The organism is Psychromicrobium lacuslunae (assembly GCF_000950575.1).
Taxonomy (GTDB): Bacteria; Actinomycetota; Actinomycetes; order Actinomycetales; family Micrococcaceae; genus Renibacterium; species Renibacterium lacuslunae.
This window is the reverse complement of record NZ_CP011005.1, coordinates 185,681-206,539: the sequence shown is the minus strand read 5'-3', so window position 1 is coordinate 206,539 and position 20,859 is coordinate 185,681. Positions and strand designations below refer to the sequence as shown.

Annotated in this window: 14 protein-coding genes; 8 read left to right on the top strand and 6 right to left on the bottom strand. The window is 57.9% G+C overall.

What is annotated here, in order from left to right:
- The first annotated feature begins 230 nt into the window (after nucleotides 1-230).
- Nucleotides 231-1,658 carry a hypothetical protein gene (locus tag UM93_RS00915; RefSeq protein ID WP_157874063.1) on the top strand — a complete coding sequence of 476 codons (1,428 nt, stop codon included), beginning with the start codon at nucleotides 231-233 and terminating at the stop codon, nucleotides 1,656-1,658.
- Nucleotides 1,659-1,703: 45 nt separating this feature from the next.
- Here UM93_RS00915 and UM93_RS00910 read toward each other — a convergent pair whose 3' ends face one another.
- From UM93_RS00910 to UM93_RS00885, 6 genes are all read right to left on the bottom strand, one after another.
- Nucleotides 1,704-2,675, bottom strand: coding sequence for an AAA family ATPase (locus UM93_RS00910; RefSeq protein ID WP_045073103.1), 972 nt, complete (start codon nucleotides 2,673-2,675; stop codon nucleotides 1,704-1,706).
- Between the two features lie 48 nt (nucleotides 2,676-2,723).
- Complete coding sequence (locus UM93_RS00905; RefSeq protein WP_052663473.1) at nucleotides 2,724-8,843, bottom strand: Ig-like domain-containing protein; 6,120 nt, start codon at nucleotides 8,841-8,843, stop codon at nucleotides 2,724-2,726.
- Between the two features lie 207 nt (nucleotides 8,844-9,050).
- Nucleotides 9,051-10,280 (bottom strand): adenylate/guanylate cyclase domain-containing protein, encoded by a 1,230-nt coding sequence (locus UM93_RS00900; RefSeq protein ID WP_234399349.1) that lies wholly within the window; start codon nucleotides 10,278-10,280, stop codon nucleotides 9,051-9,053.
- Nucleotides 10,261-10,899, bottom strand: a complete 639-nt coding sequence (locus UM93_RS00895; RefSeq protein WP_052663471.1) for a PH domain-containing protein — start codon at nucleotides 10,897-10,899, stop codon at nucleotides 10,261-10,263. Before UM93_RS00895 ends, UM93_RS00900 begins: the two co-directional genes overlap by 20 nt.
- Complete coding sequence (locus UM93_RS00890) at nucleotides 10,892-11,779, bottom strand: biotin--[acetyl-CoA-carboxylase] ligase (RefSeq protein ID WP_045073101.1); 888 nt, start codon at nucleotides 11,777-11,779, stop codon at nucleotides 10,892-10,894. Before UM93_RS00890 ends, UM93_RS00895 begins: the two co-directional genes overlap by 8 nt.
- Nucleotides 11,780-11,854: 75 nt before the next feature.
- Nucleotides 11,855-12,718, bottom strand: a complete 864-nt coding sequence (locus tag UM93_RS00885) for an SDR family oxidoreductase (RefSeq protein ID WP_045073099.1) — start codon at nucleotides 12,716-12,718, stop codon at nucleotides 11,855-11,857.
- A 156-nt stretch (nucleotides 12,719-12,874) separates the two neighbouring features.
- Between UM93_RS00885 and UM93_RS00880 the strand changes: the two genes are divergently transcribed.
- The 7 genes from UM93_RS00880 (at nucleotide 12,875) to exaC (ending at nucleotide 20,760) form a co-directional block, all read left to right on the top strand.
- Entirely contained in the window at nucleotides 12,875-14,458 is a 1,584-nt protein-coding gene (locus UM93_RS00880) for an acyl-CoA carboxylase subunit beta (protein WP_045073098.1), read from the top strand.
- Entirely contained in the window at nucleotides 14,455-14,760 is a 306-nt protein-coding gene (locus UM93_RS00875) for an acyl-CoA carboxylase subunit epsilon (protein WP_082056954.1), read from the top strand. The genes UM93_RS00880 and UM93_RS00875 overlap by 4 nt, the downstream gene beginning before the upstream one ends.
- A 62-nt stretch (nucleotides 14,761-14,822) precedes the next feature.
- The gene (locus UM93_RS00870; protein ID WP_045073096.1) at nucleotides 14,823-16,499 is read left to right on the top strand and encodes a DUF885 domain-containing protein; all 1,677 of its coding nucleotides are present in this window, start codon (nucleotides 14,823-14,825) and stop codon (nucleotides 16,497-16,499) included.
- Between the two features lie 140 nt (nucleotides 16,500-16,639).
- Complete coding sequence (locus UM93_RS00865) at nucleotides 16,640-17,074, top strand: YbjQ family protein (protein WP_045073094.1); 435 nt, start codon at nucleotides 16,640-16,642, stop codon at nucleotides 17,072-17,074.
- Nucleotides 17,074-17,721 carry a Maf family protein gene (locus UM93_RS00860; RefSeq protein WP_045076655.1) on the top strand — a complete coding sequence of 216 codons (648 nt, stop codon included), beginning with the start codon at nucleotides 17,074-17,076 and terminating at the stop codon, nucleotides 17,719-17,721. Before UM93_RS00865 ends, UM93_RS00860 begins: the two co-directional genes overlap by 1 nt.
- Nucleotides 17,722-17,757: 36 nt before the next feature.
- Nucleotides 17,758-19,155: a sigma-54-dependent transcriptional regulator family protein gene (locus tag UM93_RS00855; RefSeq protein ID WP_234399348.1), complete on the top strand. Its 1,398-nt coding sequence runs from the start codon at nucleotides 17,758-17,760 to the stop codon at nucleotides 19,153-19,155.
- Nucleotides 19,156-19,236: 81 nt separating this feature from the next.
- The gene (gene exaC / locus UM93_RS00850; protein WP_045073092.1) at nucleotides 19,237-20,760 is read left to right on the top strand and encodes an acetaldehyde dehydrogenase ExaC; all 1,524 of its coding nucleotides are present in this window, start codon (nucleotides 19,237-19,239) and stop codon (nucleotides 20,758-20,760) included.
- The last annotated feature ends 99 nt before the right edge of the window (nucleotides 20,761-20,859 follow it).

Here is a 20,859-nt window from a genome sequence, read left to right as displayed (position 1 = left end):
ATAATAAACACAGAAGAGGCGCACGTCCCGACAAGACCTCCAAGTCCAGTCGGGCGTCGTTCCTTCATACGTCAGTCCTTGTATTCGCATTAACAACGACGCTGATTTCGTGCTCCTCGGTTGAGCCACGACCTGTTGAGTTGAGAGCTCCAGCCTGCGCAGCGGCGAACCTCCTGGGACCCATCTCGAACACAGAGCCTTGGTTTCCTTCGCCTCTGTCCCAGGGAGCTGTGGAAAATTATGAACAAGCTCCCTCCCAATACCTGAGCATATGGTCCTTGAAGTTGCAGGCCGAAGGTTATGCAGATCCACCACCCGCCCAAAGGCTCTCTAAAGTTCGTGACACCCTATTGTCCGTCCTTTCTCCTCAGCAAACATCAGAGTTAGGCAGCCGACCCAATGTCCTCTACCTGTCCACAGTTGGTCAGGACTTAAAGGCTCTGACCGATCAAGACGCGACTGCCCTGGAGAGTGCAACCAAATCCATCATAGTAAAAGAAAAAGATCGATGGATGTCCCTCCTCGATAACGCGAAAATCTCCCTCTTTGAACAAAAGTTTGGATTAAGTGCGAAAACAGATCGAATTGAATATCTTAGGGAAAATACGCTTCTTACTCATTCCCCGGAACCGACTGATGCCGTTCAGATAGAGGCAACGGCCACCGCGCTCCTGGCACTTAACACAACAGACCAGAAGGTGAGAGAGGTAGTCACGGCCGATCTAATCAGCAAATGGGTAAAGATTTTGACAAAAAAGCGCGGTGAGCTAGATTTGGCTGGCCTTGCGGCTACAGCTACACTGGTCGACCTCGCAAAAGCAGCCAACGTTAAAGCCGATATCGAAATTCCACAGATCTCTTCGCAAATATCAACATTCGGAAACGGTTGGTACGGGCTGAAAGGATCAAGCACTCCCGATCCCCAACTTACCTATTACATACACAAAACAGGAATCGATAAGCGTAAACTACGGTTGACGAGTGGCGCAGTTGCTGGCGGATGGATCCCCGTATCACCGCCAACTATTAGCGACACGGTTCTTTGGGCATTACTGCAGGAAACCTGTGGTTTACCTCTCGGCATCTCCGCCGAAAATGTCGACAGAAGTTTTTCAGCTGAGACCAAAAATAATGTCGTCCTAATGTCGATATTAAAATCACTTGTAAATTCTGGAACTGCATCAGCTCAGGCGGTGGAAAACTATCATGAACAAACTCAGCAGGCTTTGAGTAATCGTTCCCTCGCCACCGCAGCGAGACTTGTGGCCGCTCAGCAACGCATGGGCGATACCCCAGGAACGTACAAGCAGCCATTAGACGTACCCGTACCGTCGAAGATGGTCGAGATTTATGCAGCCTGGTACTTGCAGAAAAACACGAATCTTAGATGGAATTTCAATCCCGTTTTCTTAGCTGAAAAACTAAGGAATAAGGACGGCAGCTATAAACAAGAAGCTGCGGCTACCGCTGGAGATTTAGCATCAACCACCATGGCTGGATTTATCACCGATACGTCCTTCAGCTTAGATCCCTTCTTATCAGATACGCACGTGTGCAAACGTCCCAAAGCTGCTCACCAAGCTTGCAGTTCCGATGTCTTTATCATCATGACCGCCGTGGCCGCAGAAAAAAGAAACCCTCTGTTGCTGGTCTTCTAAATGGTGAGCTTAATGACGCCTTGGACGAAAACAGTCGTAGGGCGATTAGGCGCTGGCGCGCTGCTGCGGGGCGGCTACCTCGGAGAGCACTCGTTTGAGCACCACATCGGGGGTGGCGCCGGCGAATTCGGCCTCCGGGTCCATCACCAGACGGTGCGTCCAGACCACCGGAGCGAGCTCCTTGACATCGTCGGGGAGCACAAAGTTGCGGCCTTGGGCCGCAGCCCACACCTTGGCCGCCCGCACCATCGCAATGGCACCGCGCACACTCACGCCGAGGCGGGTTTCCGCGGCATTGCGGGTCTCCTCACAAAGCCTGGAAATGTACTCAAGCACCGCCGGGTCGGTGTGCGTAGTGGCGGCTAGATCAGCCATATCCGCCACCGCCGCGGTGGTGATAATGGGTTGCATATTCGAGGTACGGTCACGCTGACTGGAACCACCGAGCACTTGCACCGTCGAGGCGTGATCCGGGTAACCGATTGAGGTTTTGATCAGGAAGCGGTCCAACTGGGCCTCTGGCAGCCGGTAGGTGCCCGCCTGCTCGATCGGGTTCTGGGTAGCCAGCACCATAAAGGGCCGGCCCGCCTCATAGGTGACACCGTCCACGGTGACCCGCGACTCTTCCATCACCTCGAGCAACGCCGACTGAGTCTTCGGTGAGGCTCGGTTGATTTCGTCGGCCAGCACGATAGTGGCGAAAATCGGGCCCTTGTGAAACTCGAACTTCTGCGTTTTCTGATCGTAAATAGTGACACCGGTGACGTCCGAGGGCAGCAGGTCCGGGGTAAACTGGATCCGCGAGTTGGTGCCCTGCACCGTGGCCGCGAGCGCCCGAGCCAGCATGGTCTTACCGGTCCCCGGGGCATCCTCGAACAGCACGTGGCCCTCGGCCAGCATCGCGGTAAGCGTCAGGCGCACTACATGGGACTTGCCGAGCACGGCCTGGCCAATATTGCTCACGAGCTTCTCGAAAGTACCAGCAAACCAACTGGCCTGCTCTGTGCTCATTGTCATTTAGGGTGTCCTCTTTGTTGTTCTCGTTATTATGCCGTGCCTTAAAGACTAATTACAGGTCACGCTGTCGCCTTTTCGATCAACCGTAGCTGCTTTAACCCATCGACCATTCTGCGGACCGGAAGTCATGTGATACCAGGTCTTACCGCCGCCACCCCATGGGTTGCCACACTTATCAACAGTGACAGGGCCGTCGGCGGTGTCCAACCAATGCCCGCCTAGATTCACGTCCCCACCAGGCGAAACATTTCCGTCACAAGTAGCAGGATTATCTGAATAGACCCCATCCGATCCATTGGTAGTGCACGAATGCCAAGTACCCGCCTGTACTTGTACCGTGGTCACCGGCGGATTATCCGGACCGGCCTTTGCAGTAGTACTCGCAATTGGGCCTGGATCGCCTTTCGAGTTGAAATTCTGAACTTCAATTTTGTGGATTTCACTGTAGTTTCCACCCTTGGTGGTATTACCACTTGCTGCTACTGTCTGCCAAGCGCCCCCATCAATACGAATCTTGGTCGTTTTGACATCGGCGTTGTCCGGAGCCGACCAGGTGAAACCGACAGTCCTATCACCTTTACCACCGTCCTGCCCGCTCACTGAGGCAGCCTTCGGGCTCCCATAGGGAACGACTGCGTTAGACGGGGCAGAAGCGTTACCACCCCCACCTGCATAGGCACTGGAGACAGCATAAACCGAGACAGTTGTTGAATTGCCATTACTCGCAGAAATCACATCTCCCGGATTCACCGGCATGTTGGAACCACCCGGGCTGACGTTTGCATAATAGGTGATTTCATTGGGGCGGGAGCCATGGAGTTCAGACTGGCTTAGCGGGCTGAAGTTAACTTTCACTCTCTGCCCAGAACCAGTTGTATTAGCGGCAGCAATGTTTGGTCGCCCAACGGTACCTGGCCTACTAATCGAACGTTGCTCGGCCGACTGAGGACTAGACGCTGAAGTTCCTGCCTTGTTCCTCGCGGTCACTGAGAAGAAATAGCCTTCTTGGGCGTTCGGTAACGTCACTGTTGCCGCTGTCGCAGTAGTCGCGGGTAAGGTCTGCACCACACTTCCACCGCGATACACCCTGAGCACGTAGCTCATATTGTTATCACCATTTCCGTCCGGAGCTGTCCAATTCACTTGGGCCTGATTGCTATTACCCACCTGGCTGGTGGCCTTGGAAGTCGGGGCAGCCGGAGCAGCCGGCGGACCCGCTGGAATCTGCTTAGCTGAGTAGGCGCTCCAGGCACTCGGATCCTTGGCCTTATTGATGGCCTGCACTCTGAAGGTATAGGCCGTGCCATTGCTCAGACCACTCCACACCAGGCTGTTCCCAGTAACCCCCGTCTTCTGCGGGTTTTGCCCCGCTGGAGCGGGAGAAATCTGCACGTTGAACTTAGTCACTGGTGTGAAATCGCCTACCGGAGTACTCCAGTTCACAGTGATTTGCTTATCGCCGAATTTTGCGGACGGAGCAGCTGGCGCATCGGGCGCACGATCAGGAGTCGCCGAGGCCGAAATAGACGAGGGCCCCGAGGCACCGACGGCGTTGTTGGCAATCACGCTGAAGGTGTAGCTACGACCGTTAGTCAATCCAGTTATCAGGCAGGTGTTGCTAGCGCATTCCTGCTGCCCTCCCCCCGAAATCCGTACAGTATAGCTCGTAATCGGAGAACCATTATCGGCTGACGGTGCCCAGTTCAGGAGCACCGACTTATCTTTAGCCTCCACTATCCGAGGAGCAGTGGGGGGCTCGGGCTTGCCTTTAACGTTGAGGTGGATGCGCCCCTGAACTCGTCGGGACGAGTCCCCAGTCGCATCCTCAACGGTATAACGAACAGTTACCGTCCCCTTGAAATCCTCATTACTCGTGATATCAACTTTGTCGCCTTTGATGGAAGTAGCGATGGCGCTACCACCGACCTCGACCACCACATCGCTCAATGAAAGCGGAGTCTCCGGAAAAGGATTCACGTCATTGGCAAGTACCGCAACAGAGTTCGTCTTACCTGCTTGGGCGTCATCGACGAAGTCATCATTAGCCACGGCGAGCGGCTTATTAGTCGAGGTTGCCACCACGGTGAGCTGCGCCTTGACCTCCGGGCTCTTACCATCGGTCACCTTGAGCGGCACAATTCCATTGGCTCCGGCCTTGACATCGCCCTTGACCTGTAGCTTGAGTGTCTTATCGTTGAGATCCACATCGAACCCTGCGGGCTTCTCACCATCCAGGCTGAATTTCAGATTGGCATTGTCGTCCTGGTCGGGATCCTTGGCCAGTGTGCTCAGATCCACCTCCTTGGTCTCGCCTTTAGCCACCTCAACACTCGAACTAGTGAACTGCGGCGGGCGGTTATGGGAAGGATCTGCCTTGACATCGACCAGCACAGTCAACGTGGACTTGAGGACATCCTCGCCTTGCGGATCACTGCCGTCCATCACCTCGAAAGTGATGGAACCAACACCGTAGAAATCGGACTTAGCGTGGTAAACCACCCCGGTACCGTTGCCTGCCACCACGTCGCTGCCCTTGTCAGCACCAATCAGCGCGATCTTATCGACCTGGGTGAGCTTAGGAGAGTGTCCGTCCCGAACTTTAACCCACTCATTCAAGTCCATCGTGACAGTTTTACCAGCCACTACCTGCAGATGATCGTTCTTCGAAAGCACCGGGTACTGCTTACCTAGGCCAGGGACCCAGATAATCGCCGTTGCCTTGAGTCCATCAACGTCAGTCACCGTGTAGGGAATGAGCTGAGGATCCTTGGTCAAGGTGACATGAATATTGCCAGCACTGCCAACACTCGCCGTCGGGTGGTCTCCGTCAAAGCTGAGCTTGAGTTCATCTGCCACCCCATCGGGATCTTCGTCGTTTTTCAGCACAGGCACGTCGACAGCTGTCTTACCCAGCGTCTCTTGCTCCGTCACGTGATCGTCCCGGCCAATCGGCGCGCGCAGGGGCGCAGTTGCAGTCACTTTCATCTTGATATTGGCCCGCGCGGTGGCCTTGCCGTCGGTGATGGTGTAATTCATCGTGTAGGTGCCCTCGCTGGTGGGCGAAGTTAGAATGACTCGTCCTTGCTCACTGAGGCGTGGCTTCATCGAATCCGGGCCGGTGAATCCGTTCTTGTCGACGGCGAGAACATCTCCATCAGGGTCGGAATCGTTGAGCAGTACATCTAACGCCACGTTGCGACCGGGACGCATTGAAATCTCGTCGTCATTAGCGACCGGCGGATGATTTATGATCTCAGCCGCTGCGACGCCAACCCTTACGGTCCCGGTAGATTCCGCCCCCAAACGATCACGCACCCGGTAGGTGAAGGTATCAGTTCCTGAAGAGGACGCCGCCGCGAGATAGGAGATGTAATTACTTCCCACCGTTGCGGTGCCAAGGCTTGGCGGGCTATCAATCCCGACTAGCTCCACCGAGTCACCGTCCGAATCGATACCGTCAAGCGGCACCTGAATCTGCTGACTGGTGCCAGCAATTACTCGACCAGTCAATGGCTTAGGCGTTGGTGCGGAGTTATTGCTTGGATCCGCCGGCAGCACATGAATGACGATTGCCGCCGAGTCCTTCTGTCCGGAGGCATTGGTGATCTCATAAATCCCCTGGAAAGTGCCAGCAGTTGAACCCGCTAAGAACCGCAGCTGATCCTGATCGACGAACAATTTTCCCTTCGCCGGATCCGGCGCGCTAATGATCTTCGGACTCTTCAACGGCTGACCATTAGGATCAATGTCATTTCCGAGAACCTTGATGTTCACCACATCGCCAACCCGAACGGTAGCCTCGTCAGGCTTTGCCACTGGCGGTAGCTGCTTGGACGGCGCCTGGATAGGCATGACACTGACCACGCCAGTGGAAGTGCCAGCGGAGTTAGCCACCGTGTATTTCAACTCAACCGGGGCGTTAAGGCCTCGAAGATCATTAACTTTCACTACGTTGTGGTCGAGCACGGTGGCTGAAATCGGCGAGCCCGCAGGAACTTGGACGGACTTCAGCACCAGTACGCCTCCACCAGGATCGGTGTCATTAGCCAGGGCGTCAACCAGTGCCGAACCTCCAGCGGGCAGGAGCGCCATATCTTTCACTGCAACAGGAGGCGAATTTTGGTCTTTACCGGTAACCTCAATCCGGATCAAACCTGTTGCACTCTGCGGCCCATTACTGACTTGATAGGTCAGATAAACCGACCCCGCAGTAGTCCCGGTGAAAGTGAAAGTGTTGTCGTCGGCAATGTCCGAGAGCTTGACCGTGTTGTTACGCTCAACGCTAGCCAAACGCAGTTCGCCGCCTGAGGGGTTCACATCGTTTTTCAACGGCGCGATAGTTATCTGCTGGCCTGCGACGGCCTTGAAGAAATCAGCGTTTGCCACTGGCGGAGCGCCGCCCGAGGGCTTCACATTAACTTTAAGCTGCTTGGTTGTTGTGGTGCGACCGTCGGACACCACCAAAGTCACTGTCTTAATGCCTGTCGTCTTACCCAGATCGTCATAGGTAAGTTCTCCGGAAGGCGTGGTTTTAATCGTGGCCGAATCATCATCCGATTTAGCGCTCACCAAAAAAACGTCGTCGCCATCAGGGTCGATCCAGTCGGTCAAGACGTTCTGAGTCAGCGACTGGCCTTGCTCCAATAGCAGAGTGGTGTTACGCCGCAGCGTGGGTGGGCTATTCTCCGACTCCGGCACCACTCTGATCGAAACCGGCGCGGAGGCACTGCCGCCTCGACCGTCCTCGGCAGTGTAGCTGTATTGATCCGAGGTGATGGTGGTGTTTGCGGGAACAGTTACCTGGAGCCCGGTACCGCCATAAACGGTCTGCAATTGACCAATTTCCGGTTGCTTACTGACCGGCTGCACGGTGAGGACGTCACCGTCAGGATCAGAATCGTTGTACAGCACCGGCAATAGAGTCGTGCGACCGGCGCGCACGCCAAACTGGTCGGGTTTCACTTCCGGCGGGCGGTTCGGCTTGGTGCGGTCCGGCAAGGTGTTGACGAAATTAGGATCAGCCGAGTCTTTTTTGGAGTCGGCATTGTTCTTGGTTTGCGTTTCCAAGTCCTGCCAGTTGTCCACCAGCACCATATTGTTATTGACCAACCAGATCTTGCCGCCGTTGGTGTCGTTGAGCACCACCACATCGCGGTTCTGTCGGAACGTCAGCAGCGCTCCAGCCGGTGCCTGCGGCACCGAAACCGGGGTGTTCTCGCCGCCTTGGCAATAGTGCAAGTATTTCGCCACCCCGGACCAGGCCATGTGAATACAGCCGCCCTGCTGGATCGGCTCGGCCGGTAAGCCACTGGACTTCAAATCGAAGTTCTGCGGGCTGGAGCCATCCAAGGGCTGGCTGATCAAACCGTTAGAGGTGCCGATGGCGACGAAGTTCGCCTCAGTGCCGTGTTGCTGCAGTTTGGCACCGCTGGCCTGGTTGACGTTGACCGTCTTATTGCCTGGTAAGTAGAGTTTGCCGGCTTCGGAGTCGAAAACCACCGGCTTATCCCCGACCACGGTGATTTGCAGTTGCGCATCGGTATTCAGGCCGTCGATCTTGGAGTTCTTCTGTTCCTTGACTTGACCGTTATCGTCCACCGTAGTGGTCGTCAAGGTGCCGCTTTTGCCGTCAACGGCGTAGACGGTGTCGTTGAAACCAACCACCACAGCAGGGTTTTGCTGGTCGATCAGGATGGGTTTGCTGGTCTTATCGTCGAATGAACCCGCAATGGCGGCCGTGGTGGCCCAGACGCTCTTCTTTGAGCGATCCACCAGTGCAAGCACCGAATTGCCCAGCGAGGTTTGCTTCCCGCCGCCCAACTTAGTCTCGGGCTGCAAGGCCATATCGGGCACACTGACCGGGGAAAGCAAAGAACCCGCGTCATTGTTCATAAAGACATTGCTTGCCTGCTGCAGCACATCGAAGCCGCTCGTGGTGGCGTTAAAACCGCCGTCCAATACCTGCGACTGATAGTTGAGGTGACCAACCAGATTCTTGCTCTTATTGGTCACCCAGACGCTACCGTCGTTGAGGTTGACATTGGCTGTTGTGAAACCGGGGTAAATAATCGCACCGGCTACCACTACCGCCCCCACCAGGCCCAACGTGCCTGCAGCAATGTAGCGAGATTTGTTCTTGAGTCGCGCACTAATGTTCGTCAAGGCCATGATCGTTTACGTTCCGAACTGTTTTTAAGCGGGCAAAGCTATGATTTTGCAGGGCAGTCCCTGAGCATCTACCAGTTTGCCCGTCATTTAGCATTATCGCAATGGGGAGTGCTCCCCATCGACTACCACCCATCAATCGGGCTGCCAGCGGAGAACTCAGCTGAATAACAGCAGTCGCCACCGGCCGCTACTAACCGAGAGCGGCTACTAATCCAAGACCAGACCGCTGCCTAGGCCACGGCTCAGCAGGATCGGCTGAATATCACCAAAACCTCTGACATGCTCGGCTGGCAACTCGGTGAAAACATACCGCTGATCGCTGCGTAGCGCCGCCGCGGTCATCTCATCGACCAGCACGCTGCCGGGTTCGGCGAGCGCGGTGAGTCGGGCGGCCAGATTGACTGTCGGTCCGTAAATGTCGCCGAGGCGCGAGAGTATGCGCCCCCAGACCATCGACACCCGGGCTTGCGGCAACACCTCGTCCTCGGTGAAGGCCTGGGCCAAGGCGAGGGAGATCTCAGCGCCGGCAATCGGAGTCTCCGCGGTGTAAAGAACTTCATCGCCAATGGTCTTAATCAGCCGACCGCCGCCCACCGAGATGATTTCCGCACATTTATTCTCGAAACGCTGCACCAGCTGGGCGAGAGTTTTCTCGTTCATCCGGCGCGACAACGAGGTATAGCTGACCAGATCGGCGAAGCCCACTGCCCGAGCCAACGGCAGCGGAGCATCGTCCTCGTCACCGTCGCGGCCTTCCTCGCTTGCATCGAGACCGGCCTGGGCCCGCACCGCCATCCTTTGTACACCTGCGGCAAGCTGTCGCCGCCAGGCGTAGACCAGGATCTCCTGCAGGGGTTCAATGAGCTCGGGCAACGAGGTGATCAATTCCTGCCGAGCCTGGGCGTCACTCAGGCCGCGCTGCGCGACCAGGTCTTCAACCATGGCCTCGACTTGCCAGACCACGATCCGATCGGTCATCTGACCCACTGCCCTCGTCAGCGAGATGGCGGCATCCTCGGTGAGCTTGCCCTCACGCACCAGGTTAATAATGGTGCTGAGCGCCACTTCATCACTTGGCGTGAAGGCTTTGTCTTCATCACCAAGGTTCGGGAAGCTCAAGGCCCGCCATATTTTGCGCGCCGAGAGCAGTGAAACACCGGCACCGGCGGCCACTTCACGGCGTCTCAGGCTGCGCTCGCCGCCCAGCAGTGTTGACTCAAGCGCCCGAATGTTTTGCCGCAATGCGGCTGGCACCGGTTCCTCGGCGGGGATCTGTTCCTCAAGGCTGGAACCATTGTGAAGTGTTGGGGGCTGTAGGGGCTGGTTGCTAGCTGTTTCCTCGGACGCCGATGGTGCCTTCAAACGGTCAGCGAGAAGACGGGCATTGGCATCGTCAATATTGCCAAGTCCGGTGAGCTTAGTTTCGGGGATGTCCATGCTGCTCCTGCCCATGGTGATGCCTTGAGGACTGCCCTGACTGGCTAAGGCCGACCTGCTGTGACACCCATTCACTCCCGTTCAGTTCAGTTTCGTTGATTCCCACGCTGTCTAGCACCGAGTGCGGCAGCTCAGCAATGGCATCGAGCACCAAGCTCTTGAACGCCATCACCTCAGGTACTTCACGCACAATTATGGTCTCATTCATTCCTGAGACCAAGGTTATATTCCCCGAATGAGATATTCGTTGCAGTAACCGCTGCCGAGCATCAAGGGCGCGCAGGCTAGAAAGCGGAACATCGCGGTGCTTGCGGCTCAGAATGCCCTGGCGCACCACTATCCGGCGACTGGTCAGAATGATCTTAGTGGATAACCACTGTAAATAACGCCGGACTGGATAGAGCAGAATGAGCACCCCCGCCAGGATGAGCAGCGCAACCCACACCGGGACTCGCCAAGGTTCTGCGCCGCTGCTCCAGCGTGCCCGGCTAAACCAGGCACTCACCAGTCCAAGCACCGTCGGCAACAGGATTACCGCGAGCGCGGAGCCGAATAGGACGCGCGCATGCGGCCGGCTCACCACAATCATTTGCTCGCCGGGGAGTAACCAGCTACGCATAGCTGCCCTGCGCCCTTCGCAAGTGCACCACATCGGCTGCCGATACTGCGGTAGTGGTTCCTCGTACGTCGGTGATCAGCAAGGCGCCGCTGAGATCTAGTCCGGTCGCGGTACCGGTCAAAAATTTGCCTCCCGGCAGCTCGGCGCGCACCTGCTGATTCAGGCTAATCATCAGCGCACTGATTTTGTGCAGGATGCTCTCGTCCTCGCCACTTGACCGTTGTGGATCGCCAGCAGCCTCGCGGAACTGCTGATATAACCGAGTAAAGGAATTAACGTATTCCTCAATCAGAATATTTCTATCCAAGGTGCTCCCAGCCGAGCAAAAAACCGATGTCGATGTTTCGGTCGGCAGTTCTTCAGCTTGCTGAGAGATATTGACACCGGTTCCCACCACGACGGCCGGCGGTTGGCCGGGGGCGCTCACCAATTGGGCGAGCACACCGCAAATCTTCTTCGCTATGCCCTCGTTATCGATCACCACCACGTCGTTCGGCCATTTGATCCTGGCCTGCAAACCCGCCCTCTGCTGCAACATCTGGCAGACTGCCAGCGCACTGAGCATACTGAGCCAGCCGAAACGCTCAATGGGCAACTCGGCGGGCCGCAATAAGACGCTCAGGGTCAAAGCAGCGCCAGTTGGGACCTGCCAGCCGCGATCCAGTCGGCCACGCCCTTGGGTCTGCACCTCGGCAGTGACTAAACTCAGGTCCGGCCAGCTGGCCGACTCGTCGAGGGCATACTGGGCAAGCAGCGGATTAGTGGAAGCGGTTTCCGCCAGCCAGTCCAGTCGCTGTAGCGGACCACGCGGCGACACTAAGCGCGAGCTGAGCCCCTGCACTTCAAGCGGCAGACGCGACCGGATGACGACATCATTCATACCCTGATCCTATCCACCCGGAGCCTGAGGGTAGCTCAAACCCTCGGAGGCTGCACTTGGTGCCATGGGACGTCTTCAGTCCAGGAAGAAGTCCTTGATCAGCTTGTCCTCGGGCGCCCCCAAGCTGTAACCGGTGAAGTCGGTAATGCCTTCCTCGGTCAGCACGGCTTCGTCAGTAAAGAAATTCCCGGTTGACTGACCCCGCGGCCGAGTAAGTACAGCGTGAGCCGCATCGGCCATAATGTCCGAACTCCGGGAGAGCCTGGCCGAAGATTCACCGCCCAGAATATTCCGGATTGCTGCCGTGTCGATTGCGGTAACCGGCCAGAGTGAATTGACCGAAACTCCATCAGCTTTGAGCTCTTCAGCCAGCCCCAAGGTAGTCATGCTCATACCGTATTTCGCCATCGTGTAGGCCAGGTGACCAGCGAACCACTTGGGATTCAAGTTCAGCGGCGGCGATAGGGTCAGGATGTGACCATTAGCGGATTCCCGCAAAGCAGGCAGCGCCAGCTTCGAAAGCAGAAAGGTGCCCCGGACATTGATATCGGCCATTAAGTCGTAACGTTTCATGGCCAGCGCATCAGTACCGGAAAGGTCAATCGCGGAGGCATTATTGACCACTACGTCTATGCCGCCGAAGGTCTCAATTGTGGCGGCGACGGCGTCAGCTACCGATTCGTCATTTCGGACGTCGCCCACCACGGGCAAGGCCTCACCGCCCGCTTGGCGAATCTGCTCGGCGGCGGTATGTACGGTGCCTTCCAGAGCCGGGTGCGGTTGATCAGTTTTCGCCAGTAAGGCGATTTTGGCGCCATCCTGCGCGGCACGCAAGGCAATCGCCAGCCCGATTCCTCGACTGCCGCCGGACATCAGGATGACCTTGCCTGCCAAGGAACGCCCTTCAGCGGGTCGATAGGCACTGTTCTGTTCGCTCATAAGCCAAGACTACAATCTTCTGCGGAAAAATGTTACTGATAAGTAACTTGTTATGGTTTTTGATGAAATTTGTAGGTTTCCTACAGTCGCTCCTGGAAGGATGCTGACTAAGCTGGGAAGGATTTAGAGGAATTGCCCAAAGGAGCCGGTATCACGATGAGCCATGACCTAACCACCACCGCGGGAAAGATCGCTGATTTCCGCGACCGGATTGCGTTGGCGGCCCAGCCCTCCGGGCCAGAAGCCATCGAAAAACAGCACTCCCGCGGCAAACACACCGCCCGCGAACGCATTGACCTCCTGCTCGATGAGGGCTCCTTTGTGGAGTTCGACGCCTTAGCCGTGCACCGCTCCACCGCGTTCGGGATGGAAAAGAAAAAGTTATTGGGCGACGGCGTGGTCTCCGGCTATGGCACCGTCGACGGTCGTCTAGTGGCGATCTACAGCCAAGACTTCTCCGTCTACGGCGGCTCACTGAGCCAGGTTAATGGCGAGAAAATCGTCAAAGTTCAAGAGTTCGCGCTGCGTAACGGCTGCCCGGTGATCGGCATCAACGACGGCGGCGGTGCCCGAATTCAAGAGGGCGTTGCCTCGCTGGCAATGTTCGCCGATATCTTCCGTAATAACGTGCACGCTTCCGGCGTGGTACCGCAGATCTCGCTCATTATGGGACCGTGCGCGGGTGGCGCAGCCTACTCCCCCGCACTCACCGACTATGTGGTAATGGTCGATAAAACCAGCCATATGTTCATCACCGGCCCCGACGTGATTAAGACGGTCACCGGCGAAGACGTCGATATGGAGACCTTGGGGGGTGCCCGGCAGCACAATGCCACCACAGGAACCTCGACCTACCTGGCTTCCGACGAAGCCGACGCCATCGAGTTCGTCCGTGAACTGCTAGATTTCCTGCCCTCCAATAATCTTTCCGAGTCTCCGCTCACCGATCATGATCAAGTGGCCGAAATAGCTGATGCCGATCTCGCCTTGGACACTCTGATTCCAGACTCGGCCAACCAGCCCTACGATATGCGCACCGTGATCGAGGGCATTATTGACGACGGGCATTTCTTAGAGATGCAATCGCTCTACGCCCCGAACGTCATTATTGGCTATGGCCGGATCGAAGGTCATACGGTTGGCATCGTAGCCAATCAGCCTATGCAATTCGCCGGCACGCTAGATATCAACGCTTCGGAAAAGGCTGCTCGATTCGTTCGGCACTGCGATGCCTTCAACGTGCCGATCGTGACCCTGGTCGACGTTCCCGGCTTCCTGCCCGGTAAGGACCAAGAGTTCCAAGGCATCATTCGTCGTGGTGCGAAGTTGCTCTACGCCTATGCCGAGGCGACCGTGCCCAAGCTGACCGTGATCACCCGCAAGGCCTACGGCGGAGCGTACATCGTGATGGGCTCCAAGAAGCTCGGCGCAGACCTCAACCTGGCCTGGCCCACCGCGCAAATCGGTGTGATGGGTGCACAGGGAGCGGTAAATATCCTCTACCGCCGTGAACTGGCGGCCACCGCTGCCGAGGGTGGCGACGTCGAAGCCAAGCGTGCCGAGTTTATTCAGCAATACGAGGAAGAGTTATTAAACCCCTACCAGGCGGCCGAATTGGGCTACATTGACGCCGTTATCGCCCCCTCGGAGACCAGAGTGCAACTGATTCGCGGACTGCGCGCCTTCCGCGATAAGCGGGCTTCGCTGCCGGCGAAGAAGCACGGGAACATTCCCCTATGATCCCCAGCGACCCCCTCGCCTCGCCAGCTCAGCCAGGGAACCCCGCCGCTGTGGCCCCATCCCTCGCTTCGCAGGCTCAGGCTGATGAACAAGCGGATTTGCCGCTGCTCCAGGTAGTTAAGGGCCAGCCGAACGCCGAAGAGCTCGCCGCACTGACCGCCGTCGTGCTTGCTTTGTCCAACGAAAACGAAGAGCCGGACACCAACCAGCCCGGCTCCGGTCGAAGCTGGGTGCGGCGCAGCAACTTGCGGCTTGCACCCGCTCCCGGACCGGGTGCGTGGAAACGTAGCAGTTGGCGCTAACCAGCACGGCGAGTAATCGTGCCGAAGTGGCCTCTTGTGACACATACCACTAGGCTCGCTGTGTGACTGAGAACACCAAACCCACTCGCACCCCGTCCGCCATCGACGCCGCCGCTGAAAAATATGCTGAGCAGCTCTTCGAACTAGTCCCAGAACTGGCTACCAGCCTCGGCTTCCCGGGGCATGAGACCGAATACCACGACCACTCCCCGGCCGGCCTTGCCGCGCTCGCCGAGCTGGACCAACGCACCCTTGACCTCTTGAACACGCTGGACCCGGTCGACGCTGTCGATCAGGTAACCCTCGACGCAATGCGTGAACGACTCGGCCTGAGCTTAGAAGCGCATGAAAGCGGCTGGGACCTGGCAACGCTGAACAATATCGCCTCCCCGGCCCAGGGCATCCGAGCCGCCTTCGATCTGATGCCCACCGATACCCCAGAACAGTGGGGCCACATCGCGGGCCTGATGAAGAACGTGCCAACCGCGATCGACGGCTACCTGCAATCGCTCGCCACCGCTCGGGATAACGGCAAGGTCGCCGCCTCCCGGCAGGTCAAAATTGTGATCGAGCAGACCGGCAAATACGGCGCGGACGGAGGCTTCTTCGACAAGCTAGCCGCCGACGGCGTTCAGCAAGCCGCAGAGCATCAGCAGGCGCTCGAGGAGGGTGCGCAACAGGCTAAGGCGGCTTATCTCAAGCTCGCCAGCTTCCTGGAGACCGAGCTGCTGCCCTCGGCTCCGGCCAAGGATGCTGTCGGCCGGGAGCGCTACGCACTCGCTTCCCGTGAGTTCCTCGGCGCCACCGTCGATTTGGAAGACACCTATCGTTGGGGCGTCGAAGAGCTGGACAGGATTATTGCCGAGCAGGAGGCCGTAGCCGAACAGATCAAGCCCGGGGCCAGCATTGAGGAAGCCAAAGCAATCCTCAATAGCGATCCGGAACGCCAGCTCAAGGGTACCGAAGCGCTAACCGCTTGGATGCAGCGACTCTCCGACACCGCTGTCCAGGAGCTTGCCGGGGTTCATTTCGACATCCCGGACATTATGAAGAAGCTCGAATGCAAGATCGCCCCCACCCAGGATGGCGGCATTTACTACACGCCGCCGAGCGACGACTTCTCCCGCCCGGGCCGGATGTGGTGGTCAGTTCCCGAAGGTGAAGACAGCTTCACCACCTGGAGCGAAACCACCACGGTGTATCACGAGGGCGTGCCGGGCCATCATCTGCAGTGCGCCACCGCGGCTTATCAGAGCGAACTGCTCAATATGTGGCGACGTAATCTCTGCTGGGTCTCCGGGCACGGCGAAGGCTGGGCGCTCTACGCTGAACGTTTGATGGATCAGCTTGGCTACCTGAGCGATCCGGGCGACAAGATGGGCATGCTCGACGGTCAGCGGATGCGCGCCGCCCGGGTAGTTTTCGACATCGGCGTGCACCTCGAGCTGGAAATTCCACAACGCTGGGGTCAGGGCACCTGGACGGCGGAGACCGGCCTGGAGTTCCTCCGGAAGAATCTGGATATCAGCGAAGGTCAGCTCAATTTCGAGTACCTGCGCTATCTCGGTTGGCCTGGGCAGGCGCCGTCCTACAAGGTGGGCCAGCGGATCTGGGAGCAAATCCGGGACGAGCGGGAACAGCGCGAAGGTGAGAACTTCGACGTCAAAAACTTCCATACTGAAGCGCTGAACCTAGGCGGCCTGCCCTTAGACGTACTCAAAAAGGCGCTGCTGGGCTGAACAACTAAGTCAGCGAAAGGCTGCACCAGCTGAACAATTCAAATGGGCTTCAAAGCTAGCCCAGAGATGTTGCGCTGGTGCAGCCTTTGCTGCGGAGATACTCTAAGCGCAGTCACTAATTCACGATCCAAGGGGAAAATATGATCATCGTTACCAGCAATGACGTTCCGGGGTACAAAATCGATGCCATCTTCGGCGAAGTAATGGGCCTGACAGTGCGCGCCCGAAACATTGGCGCAAACATCACCGCGGGCTTCCGTTCACTGGGCGGTGGCGAGCTGCCCGAAATGACCAAGGCGCTCTATGAGAGCCGCCACGAAGTGATGAACCGGATGGTCAATGAAGCCCAGCAGAAAGGTGCCAACGCGATTATTGCGATGCGCTTCGACACCTCTGAAATGGGCCAGACCTGGACCGAGGTTTGCGCTTACGGCACCGCTGCCTTCGTGATTCCACTCGCTGCTGGCGAACCCGGCGCCACCGGACAGTCCGCCTACTTGGCGCAAAATCCGCAGGCACCCGTGCAGCAGCCGCAGGCACCTCAGATGCCGCCGAACGTCCAGCAAGCCTGGTGATTCCGCGGCTAGTCCTGGCCTCGGCCTCACCCGCTCGAACAAAGTTACTCAGCGACGCCGGAATCCGGCACACGGTGCGGGTCTCCGAGGTGGACGAGGACGCGGTTACCGCCCAGGCCGGTGTGACCACACCCTCTGAGATCGCGCTACTGCTTGCCCGGGCTAAGGCCGAGGCGGTCGCCGGACTGGCCGAAAGCCGGGATGCGCTGGTCCTGGGCTGCGACTCGGTCTTTGAGTTTGAGGGTGAGGCTTACGGTAAACCGTGGGAACCCGAGGTCGCTAAGCTCCGAATCAGCAATATGAGTGGACGTTCCGGAGTGTTGCACACCGGCCACTGGTTGGTAGACAACCGTGACGGTGGCGCCAGCGGCGCTGGAGCGACCGGGAACGGGGCGCTGGCCTCGGCAACCGTCAGCTTCGCTACCCTCAGCGAGGACGAAATCGACGCCTATGTGGCCAGCGGCGAACCACTCCAGGTCGCTGGCTCCTTCACCATCGATAGTCTGGGCGGTGCCTTCATCACGAGCGTCAATGGCGACCCGCACGCAGTGGTTGGGCTTTCGGTCTCCACGCTGCGCGAGCTGCTCAGCCAGCGCGGAGTCGGAATTACCGAACTTTGGCAGCTCAAGAGGCCCGAGACCCCCTAGACTTGAGGGAATCTCGGTCGAAGGGGACGAGCTACCGTGAGCGTGCCAGCCATCAATCCTGCAAGCTGGGCCTTCAGCCAGCAGTATCAGCTGACTGACCTGAATTTTCAACGTGAGGTTCAGCTCGCACATCAACGACTTGTCGAACGCCAGGTCGTCGATAGCAGCCTGCGCTCGGTGGTGCGTGCTTCCTGGGAACGTTCACTGCGTTATGCGAGTGCTAACCAATCGCCAGCTCGGCGGTCGGCTTGGGATGAGCGCCAACTCCGGGACTATCGGGAACGGCATCCGCTGGCCGCGATTATGCCGGTGGTCAACCAATTACTCGTGGATCCCGGTAAGGACAGCGGACTTCTCATCGCGGTAGGCGATCAACACGGGCGACTGCTCTGGGTGGAGGGAGACCATCGGCTCGGCGCGATGGCGGAGAACGCGGGATTCTTGCCGGGCACCGACTGGTCCGAAGCGGCAATGGGGACCAGCGCGCCGGGCACCGCGCTCGCCACCGGCCGAAGTGTGCAAATCGCCGGAGCCGAACACTTCAGCCAACTGGTTTTCTCCTGGAATTGCACGGCGGTGCCCATTAGGCATCCAGAGACCAATGAACTACTAGGCGTTATTGATATTTCAGGTGGCAGTCATGCCGTCGCCGGGCATTCGCTCTCGCTGGTGAAGGCCACGGTGGCGGCCGCACGCGCCGAACTCAGCCTGCAAAAGCTACGTAACAAACATTCCCCCGGTGCAGCCTCGACCGGCGGGCAGCGACTTGTTCAACCAACTCAGGGCGGCGGCGAAGTGCACACCGGAACACGGAGTCGAGGAACCCGGAGTGGAGACACGCTGAGTCGAGGCATGCTGAGTTTGCAGACACTGGGCCGGGATCGTGGATTGCTACGACGATCCGGACGGTCCACGGCGCTAAGCGAGCGGCACACCGAGCTAATGGTGCTGCTCGCGATGCATCCGAGCGGTTTAACTACCGAGGAGCTCAGCGAGATGGTCTACACCGAGCACACCCCGGCCAGCACTGTGCGCGCAGAGCTACTGAGACTTCGGCGACAGTTAGCTAGTTTCGACACCGCCTTGACGCTGCAGTCCCGACCCTATCGACTGCCCGAAGCAATGCAACTTGACCTGCAAAAGGTACTTGGCTTCCTCGACCGGGGCGCACACCGAATGGCTTTGACCGAGTATTCGGGTTTACTGCTGCCACGCTCGGAGGCCCCGGCCATTGTCGAGCTGCGCAATAGGCTGAGTCATCAGCTCCGGGAGGTGATGCTCAGCGATGCCGCCCCCGAGGTGCTCTGGCAGTACCTACAATTACCGGAAACCAGTGATGACGCCCAAGCCTGGCAAACCGCGCTACGGGTCTTGCCCGCTCGCTCGCCACGGCGTGCTGCCGTGGTGGCCCACCTGGAGCAGTTACTGAATTGAGCGATGCAACCTCAGTGCAACCCTTAGCTTCCTAGCCTGATGATAAGACGACGAGGTCTTTTCACAGTCAAGGAGTTAGCGATGAGTGTTTACACCCCTCCAGGTCAACCGGGTGCCAAGGTTGAATTCAAGAACCGCTACGAAAATTGGATCGGCGGCGAGTGGGTTGCCCCGGTCAAGGGACAGTACTTCGAGAATGTTTCGCCGGTCACCGGGAAGGCGTTCTGCGAGGTGGCCCGGGGCACCGCAGAAGACATTGAGTTAGCCCTCGATGCCGCACATAAGGTGGCTCCAGCCTGGGGTAAAACCTCGGCTGCCGAGCGTGCGGCAGCGCTGAACAGCATCGCTGACGTGATTGAGGCGAACCTCGAATTGCTGGCGGTTGCGGAAAGCTGGGACAACGGTAAGCCGATTCGCGAGACGCTGAACGCCGATATGCCGCTCGCGGCCGATCATTTCCGTTACTTCGCCTCAGCGATTCGAGCTCAGGAGGGGCATCTCTCTCAGCTCGATGAGGACATGACGGCCTACCACTATCACGAGCCGCTCGGCGTAGTAGGCCAAATCATTCCGTGGAACTTCCCCATCCTGATGGCTGTCTGGAAGCTCGCTCCCGCGCTGGCCGCAGGTAACGCGGTAGTCCTCAAACCTGCTGAGCAAACACCGGCATCGATTTTGGTTTTGGCCGAGCTGATCGCAGATATCCTGCCGCCTGGGGTGCTCAATATTGTCAACGGTTTTGGCGTCGAAGCTGGGAAGCCGCTCGCTTCCAGCCCGCGGATCAGAAAGATCGCTTTCACCGGCGAAACCACCACTGGTCGGCTGATCAGCCAATATGCCAGTGCCAACTTGATCCCAGTCACCCTTGAACTCGGCGGCAAGAGTCCGAACATTTTCTTCGAAGACGTTGCGGCTGCCAATGACTCTTTCTACGACAAGGCTCAGGAAGGCTTCACACTCTATGCCTTCAACCAAGGAGAAGTTTGCACATGCCCTTCCCGTGCCTTGATCCAAGACTCGATTTACGACAGCTTCATGGCAGATGCGCTGGAACGAACCGCAAAGATCATCCAGGGCAATCCGCTGGATACCGAAACTCAGCTGGGTGCCCAGGCCTCTAATGATCAGCTGGAAAAGATCCTCTCCTACATCGATATCGGCAAGCAGGAGGGCGCGAAACTGCTTAGCGGCGGGACCCGAACTCAGCTGGAGGGTGACCTTGCCGAAGGCTTTTATGTGCAGCCCACTATTTTTGAAGGCCGGAACAGCATGCGAATTTTCCAAGAGGAAATTTTCGGTCCGGTGGTCTCGGTGACTCGATTCAACGATTACGCGGAGGCGATGCAGATCGCCAACGACACACTGTACGGCCTGGGTGCCGGGGTGTGGTCTAGGAACGGCAATGTCGCCTATCGGGCTGGCCGAGAAATTCAGGCCGGCCGGGTCTGGGTGAACAACTACCACGCTTACCCGGCCGGAGCAGCTTTCGGTGGTTATAAGTCTTCCGGTATTGGCCGGGAGAACCACGCAATGATGCTCGACCACTATCAGCAGACCAAGAACTTACTGGTCAGCCACGGCGAAACCAAGCTGGGCTTCTTCTAGAGGCTGAGCCCCAAGTCACCGTTGGGAGGCCCCCTCGACATCGCCCCTGAAGTCGCGGGGCCTTCCAACGGTTCTCGGCGTCCCAGCCACCCAGAGCCT